The sequence below is a fragment of the Bacteroides nordii genome (assembly GCF_019930665.1).
GTDB lineage: Bacteria > Bacteroidota > Bacteroidia > Bacteroidales > Bacteroidaceae > Bacteroides > Bacteroides nordii.
On the sequence record NZ_CP082886.1, the window covers coordinates 5,328,799 to 5,350,355 of the forward strand.

11 protein-coding genes are annotated in these 21,557 nt (G+C 36.0%); 10 read left to right on the forward strand and 1 reads right to left on the reverse strand.

Going from position 1 to position 21,557, the window contains the following annotated elements; all coding sequences use genetic code 11:
- Positions 1–110 precede the first annotated feature (110 nt).
- Entirely contained in the window at positions 111–959 is an 849-nt protein-coding gene (locus tag K8P02_RS20455) for a hypothetical protein (RefSeq protein WP_002558923.1), read from the reverse strand.
- A gap of 476 nt (positions 960–1,435) precedes the next feature.
- Between K8P02_RS20455 and K8P02_RS20460 the strand changes: the two genes are divergently transcribed.
- From K8P02_RS20460 to K8P02_RS20505, 10 genes are all read left to right on the forward strand, one after another.
- A complete protein-coding gene (locus K8P02_RS20460) occupies positions 1,436–4,456 on the forward strand; it encodes a SusC/RagA family TonB-linked outer membrane protein (protein ID WP_025867673.1) in 3,021 nt (1,006 codons plus the stop codon).
- A gap of 14 nt (positions 4,457–4,470) precedes the next feature.
- A complete protein-coding gene (locus K8P02_RS20465; protein ID WP_025867674.1) occupies positions 4,471–6,126 on the forward strand; it encodes a SusD/RagB family nutrient-binding outer membrane lipoprotein in 1,656 nt (551 codons plus the stop codon).
- A 26-nt stretch (positions 6,127–6,152) separates the two neighbouring features.
- Positions 6,153–6,998 carry a hypothetical protein gene (locus K8P02_RS20470; protein ID WP_025867675.1) on the forward strand — a complete coding sequence of 282 codons (846 nt, stop codon included), beginning with the start codon at positions 6,153–6,155 and terminating at the stop codon, positions 6,996–6,998.
- 21 nt (positions 6,999–7,019) lie between these two features.
- Positions 7,020–8,678, forward strand: coding sequence for a PKD domain-containing protein (locus K8P02_RS20475; protein ID WP_025867676.1), 1,659 nt, complete (start codon positions 7,020–7,022; stop codon positions 8,676–8,678).
- Positions 8,679–8,760: 82 nt separating this feature from the next.
- On the forward strand, positions 8,761–11,550 hold the full coding sequence (locus tag K8P02_RS20480; RefSeq protein WP_044158351.1) for a family 10 glycosylhydrolase: 2,790 nt from the start codon (positions 8,761–8,763) through the stop codon (positions 11,548–11,550).
- 58 nt (positions 11,551–11,608) lie between these two features.
- Entirely contained in the window at positions 11,609–13,054 is a 1,446-nt protein-coding gene (locus tag K8P02_RS20485) for a T9SS type A sorting domain-containing protein (protein ID WP_025867678.1), read from the forward strand.
- 145 nt (positions 13,055–13,199) lie between these two features.
- Positions 13,200–15,635 (forward strand): phosphodiester glycosidase family protein, encoded by a 2,436-nt coding sequence (locus K8P02_RS20490; RefSeq protein ID WP_025867679.1) that lies wholly within the window; start codon positions 13,200–13,202, stop codon positions 15,633–15,635.
- A gap of 62 nt (positions 15,636–15,697) precedes the next feature.
- Positions 15,698–18,142 carry a phosphodiester glycosidase family protein gene (locus K8P02_RS20495; protein ID WP_025867680.1) on the forward strand — a complete coding sequence of 815 codons (2,445 nt, stop codon included), beginning with the start codon at positions 15,698–15,700 and terminating at the stop codon, positions 18,140–18,142.
- Positions 18,143–18,170: 28 nt separating this feature from the next.
- The gene (locus K8P02_RS20500) at positions 18,171–20,654 is read left to right on the forward strand and encodes a phosphodiester glycosidase family protein (protein ID WP_002558932.1); all 2,484 of its coding nucleotides are present in this window, start codon (positions 18,171–18,173) and stop codon (positions 20,652–20,654) included.
- Between the two features lie 30 nt (positions 20,655–20,684).
- Complete coding sequence (locus K8P02_RS20505; protein WP_002558933.1) at positions 20,685–21,551, forward strand: TolB-like translocation protein; 867 nt, start codon at positions 20,685–20,687, stop codon at positions 21,549–21,551.
- Positions 21,552–21,557 lie beyond the last annotated feature (6 nt).

A 21,557-nucleotide genomic window follows, 5' to 3' on the forward strand; every position in this document is an offset into this window, starting at 1 on the left:
AATTATACTTTTCTGATAGGAAACTTTCTAATAATATTAGAAGTATGGCTATAAAAGAATTCGTCGGACTCACGTTAAATAGAAAAAATAAACTTTGTACGGCATTTATCCTATGGTTCTTCTATATTTAAGGAATGGAATTCTATTAATCCAGTCATTGGGGTTTCTTCAATAATATCAAGTTCTACTCCAAAACCACGAGCGACTTCTCTTAATATTTCGGAGTAGCTGTATGCTACTGAACCAACAAAACGAATAGGATAACTTTTATAATCATACTGACACACACTACGGATAAAAAAGTTTTTCAAATTATTGGTTAACAAGCTATAAACATAGTCGTTATCTAAATAATCTGCTAAGAAATAAGATATAGTAGCAAGGAATCGATTGGGAAATGGTAAATTGTAGACAGATTCCATAGCATCATTTGCAGTTATACGAAACTTATCATAAAAGTCTGTTGCAATATATTTAGGGGCTAACCCTTTAAGAACGTCAGCCAGAAAAAGTTTACCTAATACTGCACCGCTTCCCTCGTCACCTAATATGTAGCCTGCGGCTTTCACATTTTTGACAACGATTTTACCATCGTAGAAACATGAATTGGAGCCAGTTCCTAATATGCAGGCAATACCTGCTTCACATTTAAATAAACCACGTGCAGCAGCCAACAAATCACTTTCAACTTGAATAGGAGTCTTAAATTGTGCTACCAGAGAAGCACCCAATATGTTTTTTTTCTCATAAGAGGTACATCCGGCACCATAATAATATACTTGATCCAATTTCTTTTTAAAGAAGGATTCTGGTAAACCGAGTCTTACACTTCTGCTTATTTCTCTTCTGGTTTGGAAAAAAGGATTCAGCCCTTCCGTAAAAGCTCTCTGTACGAGATGATTATCTTCAACAAGAGCCCACTCAGTTCTTGTAGAACCACTTTCTGCGATAAGTTTCATTCCGTAGTCTTTTTTGATTTGGTTACAAATATATAATCTTTTTTGCTATATCTTTCATTCTTCAATAAGATTTTCTTTAGTGCCAAACTAAATCAGTGAGAATTATGGAAGTATATTATATGATCATATAATGAAATACTGCTAAGTTCTGATAGAACTTAGTATGAGTATTTGAGGTAATGAAAAGTTGAGATCTTTAAATAAGAAAATCATGTCTGATAAAAAGAAACCTTAAAGATGATGTTTGTTAGACATTTTCCTTCTTATAATTCTTGTTTAAAGACCCCTGTTTTATAACTAATTAAATCGTCGTTTTTATAGAGCATAAAAGTGTATATAATAAGGTAATGGGGTATCTGTTTCTGTAATCAGAAAAGAATACTTTTTTTACTGATTTAAGTGAAAATTTATTCTAATGTTCAAATCCATATGCTTGCGTTGGATAGAGCTAAATAAAATTATTAATAGATTATATTATGAAAAAACAGTTATTAGTTCTACTCTTTTTCTTCTCTGCTGTGGCTGCATATTCACAGCATACGATTACTGGAGTGGTGACTTCCTCTGAAGATGGAATGCCGGTCATTGGGGCATCCGTTGTTGTTAAAGGGAATGCCAGTCTAGGTACAATTACTGATATTGATGGAAATTATTCAATTAAGGCACCTGACAATTCTACTTTGGTGTTCTCTTATGTAGGTATGGAGACACAAGAGGTGAAGGCAGGTAAACAGTCTGTGATAAATGTTGTCATGAAACCTTCTTCAATAATGGTTGATGAGGTTGTCGTGACGGCAATGGGAGTAAAAGCGGAAAAGAAAAAACTTAATTATGCAGTACAAAGCTTGGATTCAAAGGAAATCATGGGAGGTGCTAATACCAACTTTGTAAATACGTTGCAAGGTAAGATTTCAGGATTAAGTGTGAGTACTTCAGGTGGATCGCCTAATGCTGAATCTCAAATACAAATTCGTGGAATTTCCTCTATTAATGGTACACAAAATAATGAGCCACTTTTGATTATTGATGGCATAGCTGTCTCTGGAGCTGGTGTTGCTTCGCAAATCAATCCTGCTGATATTGAAAATATGACGGTTTTGAAAGGAGCTGCGGCTTCAGCTTTGTATGGGCAGGAGGCAGCTAATGGTGTTATAATGATTACCACAAAAAATGGTAAAGAAGGGAAAATAACGGTTAACGCCAATGCAAGTGTACAAGTCGAGAATGTGTTTCATCTACCTAAATTGCAGACAACATATGTACCAGGGGTGAAAGGGGTATTATCAGAGAAAGTTGACATAACAGGAGGATGGGGACCTATGGTTCAACCTGGAGAGACAATTTATGATAATGTTTCTAACTTTTTTCAGATGGGGCTTTCTCAGAAATATGATGTGAGCTTATCGGGTGGTACGGATAAATTTACTGCTTATGCTTCAGCCAGTTATTCGATGACAGATGGAGTTGTACCTAATGATTATCAAGATCGGTTGAATTTTTTATTGAAGGGTACATATGAGGTTTCTAAGCATTTAAAGGCTTCGCTATCTGGTAATATAATAAGAACTAAATCGAGAGGGGCAGGTGATGTACTCTCTACTGTATATAATTGGCCTATAAATAATGATATACGTGATTATATAAAACCTAATGGTACACCTAATTGGTTACATCCATTTGATGGATTGACAGATGATGAGATTGTGAAGATTCCTTTGAGCCCACTGTGGAGCCGTTATATGGATCAGGGGGAAAATAATGCAGCCCGTAATATTATAATGGGAAATATTGTTTGGAATCCGGTCAAAGGACTTGAATTAAGTGGGAGAGTTAGCTTTGATGAAAATCATTATACCTCCGAATCTATAACTGCCCCTCTTTTTGATAAATCAGACTTTAGTAATCCGGAGAATATTGATTTAGCTAAGTTTGGTGAATATAACTATTCTCAAAGTCGTTCCCAATTATTAACGGTACAGGCGTTGGCTACATATAAGTTAGAGCTTCCTAAAGATTTTAATTTGAACTTTTTGGCTGGATATGAATTAAAAGAAAGAAAAGGAACGGAGTCTGCATTTGGTGGGGCTGGATTTCAGATACCAGGATTTGAGAGTATCTCGAATCTACCAGCGCTCGAGCTGGGAAAAAATACCTCATTATCTCATTCTTTGAAACGCATGTTGGGCTATTTTGGCGAAATTCGTTTGGATTATAAAGGTATTGCTCATGTTAGTGCTACAGCCAGACAGGATTATTCTTCAACTTTAAGTGAAACTTCATATTTCTATCCTTCAGTAACGGGAGGTTTTATTTTTACAGAATTATTTAAGATTTCAAGCGAAACGTTTAGTTATGGAAAAATACGTGGTAACTGGGCAAAGGTAGGTAAAGATACTAATCCTTATGCTTTTGATAAGAGATTTATTCAAAAGGCTTCTTTCCCGGATGGTGGATATGGAGTTGATCCGGCTAAAAGTCGTGCTGTTTGGTTGGATCCGGAAATGGCTAGTTCATGGGAAATTGGTTTGGATTTACGTTTTTTTAATGATAAAACGAAATTGGATATAGCGTATTACAATACCACAGTGGATAATCAGATTGTAAATGTAAGAGTATCTCCAACAAAAGGTACTATACTTCAAATTCGTAATGAGGGATATATTGAGAATCAGGGAGTAGAATTACAATTGAATCAAGAAATAATACGTACTAGAGATTTCTTTTGGAATGCCAATCTGAACTTTGGACTTAATCGCGGACGGGTTAAAGGGTTACCTGATGATATAACTGAAATTCAAGGGAAACAGTTTAGCGATCTTTTTCCTGTGGCATATCTGCATGGACCTACGATAGGCGTTTCTGGTAAAGATTATGAACGAACTCCGGATGGACAGATTGTTTGTGATGAAGAAGGATACCCGGTTATTAGCCCGGCAAAAGGCAATTTAATTGGAAATCGTGAACCTGATTTTTTATTAGGTATTTCATCTAATTTGAACTGGAAAAACTTTACTCTTTCATTTTTGGTAGATACACGTAAAGGTGGAACGGTGGCAAATATGACAGAACGCTCACTCTTTTCAAGTGGACAAAGCCGTTTTGTTGAAAAATATCGTAATCGGGAAGTTGTAGTTAAAGGCATGGTAAAACAGGCAGATGGTACTTATGTAGAGAATACAAAGCCTATTTTATTAACTCAAACTGTGTTAAATGAGAAATTTGGAAATGTAAGTTCGAATTTTCTTGAAGACGGTTCTTATGTCCGACTGAGTTATGTGACTTTAGGATATGATTTTACGCCGTTACTTAAGAAATCGTTTGTTAAAGGTTTACAGTTTTCTATTACAGGACGTAACCTTTTGTTATTGACAAAATATACAGGATGTGATCCGCAAATTAGTGCAGGTAAAGCCGGAGGGACAGGTAATACGGGTATTGATGATTTTAAAGTACCTAGTACACGTAGTTTTAATTTTTCAATTAATGCAACATTTTAAATAGTATAAGATTTATGAGAAGAAAAAATAATTTTATATATGCCTTATTGCTTATCTCTATTGCTTTGGTAAGCTGTGAAGATTATCTGAATGTTAATCGAAGTAAGGATAATATTACGACAGTCACTCCTGAACTCATTTTACCTGTATTAACATTCTATGCTGCTCAGACTAACTATGATCATGCAGAATATAATATGTATTTAGCTCAGGCTTTTACTACAGGAGGAAAGGCTCAGGTAAATTCTACCGCATATAAGGGAGGATGGGAATTTCTTTCAATGAATCGCCATCCTCAATGGCGCAGACATTATTATGATATAGGGGTGAATCTGAATGAAATGCTAGCTTCTGCTAAGGAAGCGGGATATACCAACTTTCCACTTATCGGACGAACAATTCGTTTGATGTCTACTCAACTTACTACGGATGTTTTTGGTGATATGCCACGTACTACAGCATATACGGACCATGTGACTTATGACACTCAAGAATCTATTTATGAATGGATGTTAAGTGAGGTTGAGGATTTGTTGGCACAGTATAATGATCCAAGTATTGTAAATAGTCCGGCAAATATCTCCATAACCAAAAGTATGGATCGGATTTTCTCTGGTGATTTAAAAAGATGGAGACAATTTACATATGCACTGAAAGCACGTATTTTGTTGCGTAAATTACCTAACTGGGATAATACACAAAATACGTGTGATCAGATAATAAATGCTGTAAATGCTGCTTTGGAAAATTGGGAAGAACCAAATTACAAGTTTGATGGTGGAGTAGGTGAAGCTAACTGTCCATGGGGACCTGCAAAACCCAAAATCGGAGGTTGGGAAAGCCGTTCGAACGATTTAGATAAAACAATTCCGTCAAAATATTTGATGGTAGACATGTTTGGCATTGAAGCTTCACCAAATCCGATAAAAGGTTATGCTAAAGATCCGCGTATGGAGGCTCTTATGAAACCCCGAAAAGGTGCTGACGGAAGAACGATTTTCCGCTATCTGGATTGTAATATTGGTATGGATGCTTCTGCTAAAGAAAGTCATTATCCTGATCTATATTGCACTACTCCGATGAGTTCGCAAGATTTGACTGTAAATCCATATACTAAAAATGATGGTTATGTACCTTTATTTCTGACTGAAGAATTGATGCTGATAAAGGCTGAAGCTTTGTATTGGAGAGGGGATAAGACTGGTGCAAGAGAATGGACAATAAAAGCGGTGGAAAAAAGTTTCGAACGCTTTAATTGTAATACAAAATATACGGAAAAGTATTTGAAAAATGTCGATTACCTTCCTGAAATAGGTTTTAATATTGGACATATTATGCGGCAGAAATATGTATGTATGTACCTACAGCCGGAAATTTGGACTGATATGCGTCGCTATAACTATAGTAATAACAAAAATAATGTTACATATGACGGAGTTGTAATTTATCCAAATCTGAAACGTCCATATAATTTGTATGAACCTTATTGGTGCGTAGACTATAATCCGGATGGAACATTAGCAGATGTCTGGGTACAACGTTTGAATTATGATCCGGAAACAGAAGAAAAATATAGTCGTTTGGAATTAGAGCGTTTAGGAGCTTATAAGAATCCGGAATGGTTGAAAAAGCCTATGATATGGGGAATTTATAATGGTGCTCATAAATAATTAAGTGTAGTAAAGGAGTTACATATATGAAAAATAAGAATATACTGATAATATTTGCCTTCTTAACGTTTTGGGTAAGTGGGTGTGAAAAGCATGATCTTATCAATGATTGGGCCCGTATTGGACAGAGAACTTCACATACTTATTGGGAGATACCCTCTAGTACAGTAAATGCAGGAAATACGGTTGCTTTTACCGCACAATTTTATAATAATGAAGGAGTAGCTATAGATCATATGGAAGTATGGTATGATGAAGAAGAACATATTTCGATGCAAGCCACTTGTCCGAATGTTACTTTTGTTTTTACCAAGAGTGTAGATGTAAGTAACATTGCTCATGTATTTCAAGAAAAAGCTACGTATGAGTTTCAAGAAGAATATTGGAATACGGATAAAAGAGCTTATGTTGTAAATGATGTATTTCCTACCAGTAACACATTGAAAACTGTTGAATGGAAAAATGTAGAAGAATTCGATCAAGAGAGATTTAATAAACTATTCCCTGATACTTTTGCTACAGCTTTTCAGCGTGATTTATACGTAGAGTTAGAAAAGAAAGAAAAATATTCAGATTTAAGAATGCTAATGTTGAATTTGGATATGTCTAATTCTGAAGAGTTTAAAAGTTATACAGACTCTGTTTTTAACGACAATAAGCAAGAAATGGAATATTGGATAAAAGATGAATATAAAGAAGTTGTTAAAGCTAAATACGATGCTATTCCTTTCGAAAAGTTAATCTATAATATAAGTACACTTACTTATGACTTAGAGTATACTAAAAGCTACATTCTAAATGCTGCTTATAAAGTCTTTGATAAGCAGGGAAATGTAGGTGTTTCAGAGAAGAAAGAACTAACATTGAACTAACCTTAATACCCTTATAAATTTATGAAGAAATTACCATATATATTGATGTTATCTCTTTTGATGCTTTCTTATGCATGTGTAGAGAATGACCCTAAAATCGAAGATTTTCCTAGTGAGAAAGTCGATTTTAAATATGAAGTAGCAGGAAACGAATATAAATTGGATTATTTGGTTGGCTCCGTAATACAATTTACTAATACGTCATCTGCTAAAGGAAATTGTGTTTGGGAATTTGGAGATGGTACTGTTGTATCTAATGAAGAAAATCCTCAGTACAAATATACAGTAGCTGGTACTTATACTGTCACGTTAAAAGTGGAAGGAGAGGGACAAAGAAATTATAGATTACTTATCAATGACATAGCTCCTACTGTCTCTATTAGTGCTATGGAAGATGAAATATGTGAAGTAAATAAAACATTTATAGAATTGTCTGTCGTTTTACCGAATCCAGATAACAAGGAAGTGGAATATCAATGGATTTTTCCGGAAGGGACAGTAGATGAGAATTCAACTCCTGTAAATACATCTAATAAAGAAAATCCTGGTAAACTGAAATTTTTAAATGTAGGATCACAAAAAATAGTGCTGAAAACTAAACTTGGCGGACGTACATTACAAGAGGGAGTTATTAAAGTTCCTGTTGGTTATACAGAAGAAGTAAAGACTCTTTATTATGCTGTTAAAAAAGGAAATATACAAGCCTTGAAATTAGTTCATGATGCTCCTGATAATATTAAAATTTCTTCTTTTGACTTAGGGGTGAAGTCTGGCCAACATCCTTATAACTTATTATTTTCAGATTCTTTGTTATTTGTATTGGATGCAGGAAAACAGATAGGCTATGTGGATGATGTTGATGGAAATTTGGGTGATGGAAAGATTTCTGTGATTTCTAAAGATGGTGCCTCAGTCGAAACGATGTTGACTAATAATCAAAAAACAGCTTTTAATGATCCTCATTTCGGATACATTGATGAAAATCAAAAGATGCTTTATTATACGGACAGAAATACGGGTATTCGTAGATTGGCTCTATCGGAAAGAAACTTATTATTGGATGTGACAAATAGTAAATATGATTATTTTGTACAAAATGACAAATTGGGTTATTATAAAAATGGATATGATTATGGAGCAATGAATGCTTCGTTTACTAAAACAAGTGATGGTACTTGGTGGTGGCCTAAAACGTTTAATAATCCGGGTATTTTCCGTTTCAAAGATTCAGATATTGGTAGTTCAAGTGTACCTTCAAATGGTATGACGGCAGGAGGATTATTCATTAAATCATTAGCAATTGATGAACAGCGTCAGATGGTGTTTTTGGCTGTCCGTGAAGGAGCTACTAGCGGAATTTATGCCATACCTATGTCTGCAATTCCAAATGAATCGGCTGGACAGACAGCTCTGCAAAATTCAATAAAGAATTATCTTATTAAAGAACTTGTATCTGATAGTGAAGGAAGCTCTGGTGAGTATATTGATATTTGCCAAATGGTATTAGATCCCGAGGATGGTTCTGTTTACTTTGGATACCGTGCAGATCCGACTTCATCTGTTAAATCCGGATTGATGCGTTGTTATCCTGATGGAGGTACCTATAAAGTTGAAACAGTGATAGAAGGTGTCGAAATCTATGGAGTAGCTATCAATCATAAAAAATCAAAGTTATTCTGATAATTGAGAGAGAATGTGTACCGGAGATACATTCCGGTGTATACTCTGGTACACTTTTATAATATTCTAAATTTATATATACATGAAGTATTTATACTCTATATTATTTCTTAGTTTATTTTTAATATCGGGATATGCACAAACTCCTAAAAGAGAAATGCGTGCTACCTGGCTGGCGACAGTCTGGTCATTGGATTGGCCTTCAACGAAAATAACTGAAACAGGGAATTCAGCACAAATAAAAGCTCAGAAAGATCAAATGATCCGGATTTTAGACAATTTAGCGTCGGTGAATATAAATGCTGTCTTCTTTCAAGTTAGAAGCAGATGCGATGCAATGTATAAGTCTTCTTATGAACCATGGTCAAGTGATTTAGTCTCAGAGCGAGGGAAAGAACCTGGTTATGATCCTTTGGCATTTGTGGTGGAAGAAGCTCATAAACGTGGTATAGAAGTACACGCATGGATGAATCCTTACCGATTCTCTACAGCATCAACTTATTGGGATGGACAAGCAGGTGACTATCGTGAAACCCACCCGGAATGGATACTCACTTATCCTGTACAAAATGGTAAGTATAATGCTATTATGAACCCTGCTTTGCCTGAAGTTCGACAACGGATTACAGATATAGTACGCGAGGTTGTAACAAATTACGATGTCGATGGCATTGTGTTTGATGATTATTTTTATGCTTATGGTGGTACGCCTGCAGATCTGGATGCAGATGCTCAGCAAAAATATAAACCGGAGGATATGTCTTTAGGGGATTGGAGAAGAGAAAATATTAATAAAATGGTGGCTTCTGTGTATAATATGATTCAAAAAGAGAAGCCATATGTAACGTTTGGAGTTTCTCCGTTTGGAATATGGACAACGAATAATGATGTTGCTCAAAAAGAGGGTATTGTGTTACCACAGGGTATTACCGGTGGAAACATGTATGAAGAAATATATTGTGATCCGGTCGCATGGTTAAAGGAAGGTACGGTTGATTATATTTCTCCACAACTTTATTGGACTACAACAGCAGTGGGACAAGACTATGACGTACTTTGTCCGTGGTGGTCTGAGTTAGCTTTCCGTTTTAAAAAGCATTTTTACAGTAGTCATTCTATTAGTGGAATTCAATCGTCATCTTATACCCGTTCGGTAATGGAGGATATTGTAAAAATAGGTGAGGAGAAAGTTTCTTTAAGTACTCTTTCTGCTATGGAGAGAGGCATTTGGGAACAGAATAATCAAATGAATACAGTGCAGACACGTGCATCTTTCGGACCAGAGGAAATTGGACTGCAAATAGAGCGTAACAGACTTAGTACGCTTGATGGAGCTCCCGGAAGCGTATTCTATTCTACTAAGTATATATATAATGTAAAAGGCGTAATGCCCTATTTGAAGAATTATTGCTTCATGGAAAAGGCATTGGTACCAGCTATTGATTGGAAGAATGCGTATTCTGTATCTTCAGTCTCTTCGATAACTTTGAATGAGAGAATATTACAGTGGAATTCTTCAAATGAAAATGTACGTTATACCATATATGCAGTTCCCAAGGACAAAGTTACAGATTTGGATGCATTTAATTCGTCACGTTATTTACTTGGGGTTTCATATACGAATTCTTTTGAAATTCCTGAAAGTATAGATTTGAATGCTGTAACTTTTGCTGTAGCAGTTTTTGATAGGTATGGAAATGAATATACGCCGATTTTGATTGATAAAGAGCAAGTAGAAGGAGTATCTGCAAATTTGATATATCCGGTATCCGGTGACCAGATAATGGCTCCATTCAGATTTAAATGGGAGTCTGTATCTGCTGATTGGTATACTCTGCAAATTGCTGAAGATCAGGAATTTTCTGTCTTGCATAGTAGTAAAGATGTTGTTGCAAATGAGCTGTTTACAGATAAAATAGCAATACTTGAGTCTGGAAAAACTTATTATTGGAGAGTAGTATCTCATAAGGCAGGACATAAAGATGCAATATCCGAAATCCGTCAGTTTACACCTATGACTTTTTCAGTAAAAAGTCCGTCAATGGGGAGTACTAATGTTGAACTAACCCCGGTTGTCTCGTGGAGTACATTTGGTAAATCTGATATGGAATATACTGTCCTTGTGGCATCTGCTTATACTTTTACGGATAAAGTGATTGTATATTCAGAGAAGGTTGTGGGGAAGAACTCGTTAAAAATTCCTGTAGGAACTCTATTACCTGTTACGACTTATTATGTTAAGATCAAAGCTCTTCAGGATGGCGAAGAGGTGGAAACTGCAGTTGTGACTTTTACGACTGAAATGGTTTATCCAGATATTCCTATAATTGTTTCGCCTGTAAATGAAGGATCTTTATCTGGAGAGTCGATGGTCATAGAATGGAAGGATAATATCTATGCGACTGGTTTTCAGGCACACTTGTCGAAGGAAGCAACTTTCCCGGTTCGGGGAACTACATCAAAGACGACAGGAGCCTTTGAATACCGGACAGACTTTGGAACACTTGCTATAGGTACCTATTATACAAGGGTAAGAGCTAAATATAAAGATGGGCAGACTGAATGGTCTCCTGTTGTGAAATTTCATTGGGGAGGAGCAACGTCCATTACTTTAGAACAGGATGTAAAGAAAGTCAGTGTAATAGGTATGGGAACTCACCAAATATTGAAAATAAATGCCGGTATTAATGGTGGTACTCTTTCAGCCTCCCTTTTTGATATTGTGGGAAATGAACGAAAAGTCTTTTGTCAGAATCAGGAAATAGACAATACAGCTGAAATTTCTTTGGAATTGGGTGATTTGCCTAAAGGGGTTTATTTGTTGAGAGTTGACTTGAATGGACAATTATGGACTTTAAAGTTATTGAATTGATTCTTAGTAAAAAGGATATAGTATTTCTACTCAAATGTTTAATTAAAAAAAATGTATTATGAAAAAGTTATTACTTGGAGCAGCTATGTTGTTGGGCGGTATTTCTTTGAATGCCCAGGATGGTCCTCAAATTGGTAAAGATGATGCTACTTACACAGATGTAGATGTAAATGGTCAGACTATGGCTGTATACCCATTGTGGGGATGGTATACTGCATTAGGAAATCAGAACTATGGAATAATCGGAGCTAATTCTCGTGGTATGGCAATTTCTGCTGACGGGAGTAAAATGCTGATTTCAAACAGAGTTGCTGATAATGATATTCATGTAGAAGTTTATAATGCTTTGACTGGTGAGCATATAAAATCGGTTCAGGTATCAAAAGACATCTGGTATCGTGGTAAAACTACAGATAAAGATGGGAATGAAGTTGATGATATTTCCGGATTCCAGGCGAATGATATTCAGGTGGATGCAGCAGGTAATGTTTTGTTATGGAGAATGACAACTAATATTGGAGTTTCACCGGCAGAATGTTGGGTTGTAAACTTGGAAGATGGTAGTGTGAAAAATATCTTGAGTACAACAGTTGAAGGACTTGAAGGACGTTTTGACTATTGTGGTGTTTATGGTGATGTTGTGAATGGCGATGGATATATTCTTTCTGCTACTTCTAATGGCGATGAATTGTATGGAAAAACTGTACTGAAATGGCGTTATGTTGGCGGTAAACTTCAACCTCAGGAAGAATCAGATCAGATTTTTATTCAGGAATATTATCCAACGGCTGCATCAAATAATTATGGTACACGCGTTTGCCCGGTTGATGAAAATCTTTTCTATATGGATGCTTTTACTGCCTATGCAACCCTTTATAATATGGATGGAACGATTGCCGATAGCTTTGCAAGTATCACTGATGAGGAAGCAAGAAAAGCTATTCAGCCAATGAGTGCCGGTAATAATGGTGTCGCAGAATTCTCATTAGGAGGGGTTAATTATGCTATTTATAGTATTTCAAATCAGCTTGATGCAATTCAAACAGGATTACGTTTGGTTTCCTTGAATGATGCAATGGAGTTCTCTTCTATGAAGTTAGTCTATGATTTACCACAGAAAGGATTAGGAAATATTTCTAATCCGGAACGAACAGTACTTCCACGTGTGGTAGTAAATGAAGAAAAAGGTATTGCACGTATTATAATTTATTGTAATCGTGGTGGTGCTGTTGCCTATGATTTTGGAACAAGAGTGGATATAGACAAAGAACATAAAGGAGGTCCTGATGGTATACAGAATGGATTTATGTCAACATTGCAAATAATTTCGTCTAAAGGAGAAGTGGTGCTTTCAGAAACAGCTGACATTGAACTCTATAATTTGATTGGACAGAAAGTGGCAGAAAGAACAAATACGACTTCAATTAAAGCATTGCCGGGAATTTACGTTTTGAAAGCAAAGAATGCTGGCAATATCTTGAATACGAAAGTTGTTGTTGAATAATATTGCATTTTGAATATCTCATTTCGGATGAGAGCATTCTGAAATACCGAGCTGTATCTGTGAGAATATGCCGTCTTTTTAATGCGGATATATAAATAGATACAGCTCTTTTTATTTCTTATTCTTTAGCTTGAAAAATAAAATTATGAAAACATTATCAGCACTATTTTTATCTTTATTTTTCCTCTCAAATTATTGCAGCATTTCTTTGGCACAAACCACTGTTACAATTGGAGGAACGGAGTACCAGGCCGATACATTGAGCCATTTTAAAGTCGGACCAGGCTCTTATTATACAGCTATGCATTATTACACATCAAGTGTGAAACTTCGTACATTTTTTCTGGAAGTCGATGCAACAAATCCCTATATCTCTTTTGAGGCTGTTCATGGAAAAGATTCTTTGATTACCTGTGAAGGCATCAGTTCTATGGCTCAACGGAAAAGTAAAGAAGGTAAGGTATATTTCGGAGGAACGAATGCAGACTTTTTTGCTACTTCAGGAGATGTCGGATATCCGATTCATGGAAGTATCGTCGAAGGACAGATGGGACGAACTCCTGCTCAGACTCCACATATCGCTTTTTCTGGTAAAGATGTTATAATTGATAACATGCTTTTTGCGAATTCTACTTGTTCAATAGGTGAAAAAGTATACCCAATAAATGGTGTAAATGTAGGAAGAGGCGAAAACCAATTAATCTTGTATAATACATTAAATGGCAATTATACGCATACCAATGCCTATGGAGTAGAAGTGCTTGTGCAGTTAGAATCTACTATGGTCTGGACAGTGAATAAAGATTTAAAAGTGAAGGTGGTTAAAGTGGTTGATGGAAAAGGTAATATGCAAATACCGGCAGGACATGCTGTTTTATCTGGTCATGGAACTGTTGCCGGAGTATTAAAGTCTTTGGTAGAAGGTGATGAACTTACTCTTTTTATTGGTGTAAACAAAACAGCTGGAAGTGCTTCTCAACTAACAGCCATGGTGGGAGGTGATAGAATAATTTTAAAAGATGGTGTTGTACAGGACAATGATTGGGCTGAAAGACATCCTCGTACTGCCATAGGATATTCTGCTGATGGGAAGAAAGTATACTTTTGTGTGGTAGATGGGCGTTCGTCTTTTTCTACCGGATTGACAACAAAACATTTGGCAGATATAATGAAGAGTGCAGGTGCAACTACCGCTTTGAATCTTGATGGTGGTGGGTCCAGTGGCATGTATTTGAATAAGTTCGGTTTGATGAATACGCCAAGTGATGGTCATGAACGTGCAGTTTCTAATGGTATATTTGCCGTGGATTTGTCAGCAAGTGATGATGTGATTGCGGAAATTCTTCCTTATGAGAAAACTGTGATGTTACCAGTATATGGATCATATACACCTGTTATTTATGGCTATAATCAGTATGGAACACTTATAAATTTAGGTTTGAAAAATGTGACTTATAGCTGTGAAAAGGAAGTAGGTACCGTAAGAGAGGATGGGTCTTTCTTTGCTAATGGAAGTCGAGATGGTATACTAAAAGTCAAATGGAATCAACTGGAAACGTCAATCCATATCAAATATTTAAAAGAAGAAGAAATTTCTCTTCGTTTAGATTCGGTGATAATTGATGGATACACCGGTTATCCAGTTGAATTGAATGCACGTATAGGAGATAAAGAATATCCTTTGGCACCTTATGCATTGGAATGGAGCATTGATAATCCAACGATTTGTTCGATTAATGATGGAATTGTTACCGGACTTAAAAATGGAGAAACGATTATTCGTGGTACACTTGATGATCTGAAATGTGCGTTAAAAGTGAAGGTACAAATCCCGGAGAAGCATTCACTTTCATTACTTCCGCTGATAAATGATGAATGGACAGTAAAAGCAAGTACGAATATAAAGAATATAGAATTACTATCAGATGGAATTCGGTATACATATTCATCTGGCCGTTCGCCTTTTATTGAACTTGCAAAAACTTTCGACCTTTATAGCTTACCCAATGCGATTCGTTTTATGATTAATCCGGGAAATGCAGCTGTTTCAAAAGTTATTATTTCTGGTAGAGAGAACTTGTCGTCTTCTAATTCTATTTATGAATATACGAATGAGCTTGTAAAGAATCAAGATGCAGAGATACTTTTGGCAATGAAAGACTGGTTTGCAAAAGAGCCGGAACATGCTTCCTTCCCTATTCATTTCAGTTCAATCAAGTTTCCTTTAGTTGCTTCGGGGAATGTGGCTGGTGAGAATACTATCTATATCAGAAATATGGAACTTATTTATGACCAGATTTCAGTAGGACTCTCTTCATTAAAATTACTTTCTTCATTAGTTATATATCCTAACCCGACAGCTGATGGCCGTGCATATGTGGCATTGAAGAATGAGGATATACATATAACAAGTGCTTCGATCTTTAGTCCTGAGGGAAGATTATTAAATGTAATATCAGCTGATAATTCTACTTGTAATTTATTGGAACTACCTGTGAGTAACATGACTTCTGGCATTTATCTGATAAAAGTTTGTATGGATGATGGTAGTAACGAAACAATGAAGCTCATAATAAAATAATAGTATGTTCATATACTTGAGGTAATGATTAAATTACTTTTAAACTAATAAATGTGACTGACATGAATAGAGTTTTGTTTACATTATTTTTATTACTTCTTGGGCAATATTCACTTGCCCAAGAGTATATTACGATAAATGATAAACCGTATCGTATTGATACACTGGTTTATAAGCATCAAGTTGGACCTGGAACAGAATATGTTTATATTGATTTACCGGAATTTCCTTTAAAAATCCATGTATTGGAAGTCAATCTTAGAAATCCCAACGTAAAGTTAGAAACCTGTTTGGGAGGAGATAGTGCTGTTGCAACTGAGCGCCCGACTCAAATGGCTATACGAAAGTCGGCTCCGGGACATAATGTTTTTGCAGCTACTAATGGTGATTTTTATTTTTATATAGATCCTGTTGAGATAGGTATACCTCGTAGCGGACAGTTTATTAATAATGAATGTGTTACTAATCCTGTAGGAAGAGCTGCATTTGTTTTAGATAAAAATAATCGTCCTTATATTGATAGGATAGACTTTTCCGGAACAGTAAAAAGTGGTAATAGAGCAACCCGGCTGCATACAGTAAATATGCAACGTTTAGAGTGGGAACCACAAGTGACCGATTTATTAACCCTTTATACTAATGCCTATGGTACATATACCAGTGGGATTGAGGGAGGTACAAAAGTTATTATAACCCCTAGAAACGGTGAAACCTTCTTTTTCTCGGCAAATAAGGAAATAACTTGTATTGCGGAAGAAATAATAGAAAATCACGGTTTTAGCCCTATTCCAGAGGGAAAGGCTGTACTACATGGGAGAGGAGTATCATCTGATTTCTTAAAAAAAATGAAAGTCGGAGATGAATTGACAATCAATCTTAAAACGGATTTGAGAAGTAATCCGGGAGCATTGGACGACTTCAAAGAATTGATGGGAGGAAGCGATCATATTCTCTTGAAAAATGGGCAACGGTATGAAGGAGATGAATCTGCAAATCCTCGTACCGGTATCGGATTTTCAAAAGATAGTACGATTGTTTATTTAGTTGAAGTTGATGGTCGGCAAACTTCTTCACGTGGAGTAACTCTCTTTGAATTTGGAGATATTTTTAAAGGAATTGGAGCATGGAATGCTGTTAATCTGGATGGCGGAGGCTCTTCTGTTATGTATGTTAATGGAGAAGTTAAAAACTCCCCTTCTGATGGTGCAGTACGCCCTGTCGGTAATGGGATGTTAGTTGTGTCGAATGCTCCTGAAGACCAAGAGATTGCTTCGCTCGCTTTTGCACCAGTGTCTTATACACTACCGACGTGTGGCTTTTTAAAACTTGCTGTATATGCTTATAATAGATACGGTGATTTGTTGAGCAAGGATCTTCAGAATGTTTCATTTTCATGTACTCCGGAGATAGGATATATAACTGCAGAAGGTAATTTTATTGGTGCGGAAAAAATCGGTACTGGAATATTATCCGCAGAGTATAAAGGGGTGAAGACCTCAAGGCCGGTCTCATTAGTTGAGTCTTCATTTAAGTTGAGATTGGATTCTGTTTTACTCAATAATATTTCTACATATCATATTGAATTATTGGCAGAGGTAGAAAATAAAACGTTGTTTGTGGCACCGGAATTATTACAATGGGAAGTTGAAAATCCTTCAGTTTGCTCAGTAACTGAAGGAGTACTAAAAGGATTATCCAATGGAGTGACATATATTCATGGAACATTGGGAGAGTTCTCATGCAAACAGAAGGTTAAAGTGGAAATACCTTCTCAACCAATTTTGGAGATGCCTGTTTTGTCTACTCCTTCCTGGAGTGTAAAAAGTACCTCTAATTTGAAGAATATAAAATTATTACCTGATGGAATAGAGTATGACTACTCTGCCGGACGTTCTCCGTTTATAGAATTGATGAATGATTTTTGTTTATATAGTTTGCCAACATCTGTGCGTATAATATTGAATCCGGGAAAAGCTGGTTTGAATAAGGTTACTTTCTCTTTACGGACAAACGATAAATCTGCTTATACTCCGTATGAATTTACTGATATTTCGAAAGATGAAGATCGTGAAATTGTAATACCAGCCTCGGATATTTTAACAGATGTAAATGACAAAGTCGGATATCCCATACATTTTCATTCGATGAGGTTTGCATTTACTTCTGATAATCCTGTAGGGCATAATAAAATTCAGATCAAAGAAATGGTTATGGTATATGACTATATTACGGTTGGTTTCCCCGAACTGAAAACTCTTTCCTGGTTATCCATTTATCCTAATCCGGCAAAAAAAGAAGCTTGTTTGAATGTTAATCTGGATAAAAAAACAGATATCAGTTTAAGAATTTATACAAGTACCGGAATGATGGTTGCATCTGAAGATTACAAAATGAGTGATGGAAGAAATCTTGTTTTACCGATAAACAATTTAGCTAATGGTACTTATTTGGTGAAAGTGTTAGTTGGTGGTAAAACAGATACGGTTAAGTTGATTATACATAACTAATCATGTAACATATAAAAATAGTATGAAAATGAAAAAGTTTTTATTGGCATTACCTTTACTCTTTGGACAATATGTGTATGCCGGAGGTTATATAACGATCAATGAGAAGCCTCATTATATAGATACTCTTGAGTGTAAAGTTGTTGGTCCGGGAGCTATTTATACTTCAATTTATATTCCTGATATACCCGCTTACACCTATATCCTTAAACTGGATATGCATAATCCATACAATAAGATTGAAACTTTTCTGGCCAATGATAGCATACCGGGGACAGAACTTGTAACGCATGCTTGTGAGCGCATGACTTATGAGGGACATAAAGCATATTGTGGTATAAATGGTGATTTTTTTAATGTAACTGATCATCATGAGTTTCCTTTGGGAGCTCCTCGTGGAGGTAGTATTAAAGATGGTGAAATACAACGTGAACCCCGGGATGCCTGGTGGGGATTTGCTACCATAGACGTGAATAATGTTCCGGTTTTCGATCATATGGAGTTTGAGGGTAAGGTTGACGCCGGGGATGCCGGAACTTATAAATTTCAGCATGTTAATATTCCTCGTGCAGATTGCTCTGCTTGTGATTTAACTTTTTATAATCGGTTTGCAGGAGAGAAAACACGTCAAGATGAAAATTTCAGTGAGATGTTTGGAGTAGAACGTACTGAGGTATATTTAAGTTTGAAATCTGGTGAAAAGTGGAGAGTGAATAAACCAGTAAAGTGCATTGTCGGAAAAAGGATAGAAAACAGAGGAAGTAATCCGATTGCTGCTGATGAATACGTACTTTCTGGTACAAGTGAGCAATCCCGAGCTTTTTTACGTAATTTGAAAGAGGGACAGGAAATCACTATTAATATGGGGATACGTTGTGTGAATTTTGGAACTTATCCGGAGATTGAGCAAATGATAGGTGGCAATACAGCATTAATGTACGACGGAGTACTTACAGAGCGTAATACTACAGAAAACTATAATGCGGTTCCATATCCGCGTACTGCTGTTGGAGCTTCTAAAGACAAACGTTGGGTGTACCTATTAGTTGCGGATGGTAAGACATCAGCTTCTATTGGATTGACCACTACGGAAGTTTGTGATATTTTGAAACATTGGGGGGCTGTAGATGCCATTGGGCTTGACGGTGGAGGTTCTTCTGAAATAATAGTAAACAATAAAGTTGCCAATCGTCCGGCTGATGGAAAAGAGCGACCTGTAGGTAACGGTTGGTTGGTTGTAGATTTATCTCAGGAATCTCAGGATATTACCCGTCTACGTTTTTCGGACTATAAGTTTGAATTACCTAAATATGGTATAATTAAACCGAAAATAATGGGCTATAATCAGTATGATAGATTACTTACTGATAATCTTGAGGATGTTACCTTCTCCTGTTCTCCAAATCTTGGGCATATTGATGAGGCAGGTAATTTTGTGGTTTCAGGAGATGCTGTATCTGGTACTTTGACTGCTCATTATGGAAAGTTAGAAGTTTCTCAAACTGTTTATGTAAAAGAAGTGAAGGATTTTTCTATTCGTTTGGATTCTGTACTCCTGGATTCTAAGATTCATTATCCGATTGAAGTAGAAACAACTTTGGAAGGAAATAAAGTCTTAATAGATCATAATGCTTTGGATTGGAGAGTTGAAGATGAGAATATTTGTAAAGTCAACAAAGGTGTTTTAACTGCTGTAGCCAATGGTTCCTCTATGGTTACGGGCTCAATGAATGATTATCAGGGAACATTAAAAGTGAATGTTGAAATACCTTCTGCCTCCTCATTACCTGCTATTAGTTTTACGGATCCTTCGCTTAAGTTAACTTCCAATCTGAAAGGTATTTCAATGAGTGGTACAAGCACATTGAATATTGCTTATAAATATTCGTCTACTCGTACTCCTTATTTCACATTGGCAAAAAAAATGAATCTTTATAGTTTGCCTAAGGCTCTGAAGATTGTATTTAATCCTCACGAATTACCTTTGAATAAGATTGTTCTGGATCTTGTTCCTAATAATTTATCTCACTCTGTAGTAAAAGAATTTTCCGATTTTAAGGTAAATGAAGATAATGTGATTTATTTATCTCTGGCAGATCTTGTTGATGATCCTACGGATATGGCTATTTGGCCACTCAAATTTAATTCAATAAAGGTAACTCTTAATGCTTCCGGACACACTGTTGGAGCTGAGTATGCTTTCGAGTTGAAAGAGTTTTCGTTGATTTATGAAGAACAAGGAGATGGTATTGTACCTAATAGGATAGGAGATAATGAGATAAGCCTTTTGACGGATGTTGATGGAACTTATTTGTCATTTAGTATGGATAAAGAGTTGCCTGTGAGTTATGAGATATATTCAGTTTCGGGTATGGCAGTAAAAATGAAAAAACTGGGTCGCCTTCAGACTGGCAAAATCAGGTTGGATGACTCTGGAGTGAATAAAGGAATTTATCTGTTGAAGGTTTATAAGGGAGCAGAGGTTTCTGTATTTAAGTTTATGAAATATTAGTTGGGTTAGTACAATTTTAAATAGAATATTATGAAGAAGAGTATTTGTATATGGATATTATTAATTTGTAATGTCACCTGGGTCGAAGCACAAATGGTTTCGGTAGTGCAACGAATTACTGTGGAGAAAAAAGTACCGGCTTTTTATCCGGTGTTTAATTCGGATGGTTCTGAATTGTTGTATACGTCTGAGAATTATAAGGGTTTGTATCTGTATAAGCTGAATAATAAAACTTCTCTGATGATTACAGATGCTGAGGGTGCAGGGTATTCTCCGGATTTCAGTCAGAATAATGATAAGATCTATTATAGGTCGGTGGAAAGAGAAAATATGCACCGGCAGAATACTTTGATGTGTTATGATCGTCAATTGTTGCAGTCAAAGAATTGTATGAATTCTCCTGTACGTCTTCAATCTGAATTGAATAAAGTTCGTATGGGCCTGGAATTTAAGGGGAAGGAGAGTATAAATGCTTATACAGAGAAGCTTCAGTTGATTGTTGAACGCAATGGAGATCGTAAGGTGCTTGAACCACTATCAAAAGGGAGCCGATATTTGTGGGGATCTTTATCCCCTGATAAAACTAAAATTTTATTTACTGCAACCGGAAAAGGAACTTATATCTGTGATTTGAATGGGAAGATTCTTTCTGAGATAGGCTATCTGAATGCTCCTGTATGGTATGACGATCATAAAATCGTAGGTATGGCTGATAAAGATAATGGAGATTATATAACAGAGTCATCCGTTGTAATGGTATCTGCTGATGGGAAACAAAGACAAGTATTGTCCCTTTTTACAGAGATAGCAATGTATCCAACCACTAATTGGAAAAGTGGTAAGATAGCCTACAATACTTTGGAGGGTGAAATTATAGTATTAGAATTAAAAAAATAGGCTACT

What these genes read in the sequence shown, in the direction of transcription:
- K8P02_RS20455 (WP_002558923.1), bottom strand. Translation starts at nt 959, where the DNA reads ATGAAACTTATCGCAGAAAGTGGTTCTACAAGAACTGAGTGGGCTCTT.
- K8P02_RS20460 (WP_025867673.1), top strand. Translation starts at nt 1,436, where the DNA reads ATGAAAAAACAGTTATTAGTTCTACTCTTTTTCTTCTCTGCTGTGGCT.
- K8P02_RS20465 (WP_025867674.1), top strand. Translation starts at nt 4,471, where the DNA reads ATGAGAAGAAAAAATAATTTTATATATGCCTTATTGCTTATCTCTATT.
- K8P02_RS20470 (WP_025867675.1), top strand. Translation starts at nt 6,153, where the DNA reads ATGAAAAATAAGAATATACTGATAATATTTGCCTTCTTAACGTTTTGG.
- K8P02_RS20475 (WP_025867676.1), top strand. Translation starts at nt 7,020, where the DNA reads ATGAAGAAATTACCATATATATTGATGTTATCTCTTTTGATGCTTTCT.
- K8P02_RS20480 (WP_044158351.1), top strand. Translation starts at nt 8,761, where the DNA reads ATGAAGTATTTATACTCTATATTATTTCTTAGTTTATTTTTAATATCG.
- K8P02_RS20485 (WP_025867678.1), top strand. Translation starts at nt 11,609, where the DNA reads ATGAAAAAGTTATTACTTGGAGCAGCTATGTTGTTGGGCGGTATTTCT.
- K8P02_RS20490 (WP_025867679.1), top strand. Translation starts at nt 13,200, where the DNA reads ATGAAAACATTATCAGCACTATTTTTATCTTTATTTTTCCTCTCAAAT.
- K8P02_RS20495 (WP_025867680.1), top strand. Translation starts at nt 15,698, where the DNA reads ATGAATAGAGTTTTGTTTACATTATTTTTATTACTTCTTGGGCAATAT.
- K8P02_RS20500 (WP_002558932.1), top strand. Translation starts at nt 18,171, where the DNA reads ATGAAAAAGTTTTTATTGGCATTACCTTTACTCTTTGGACAATATGTG.
- K8P02_RS20505 (WP_002558933.1), top strand. Translation starts at nt 20,685, where the DNA reads ATGAAGAAGAGTATTTGTATATGGATATTATTAATTTGTAATGTCACC.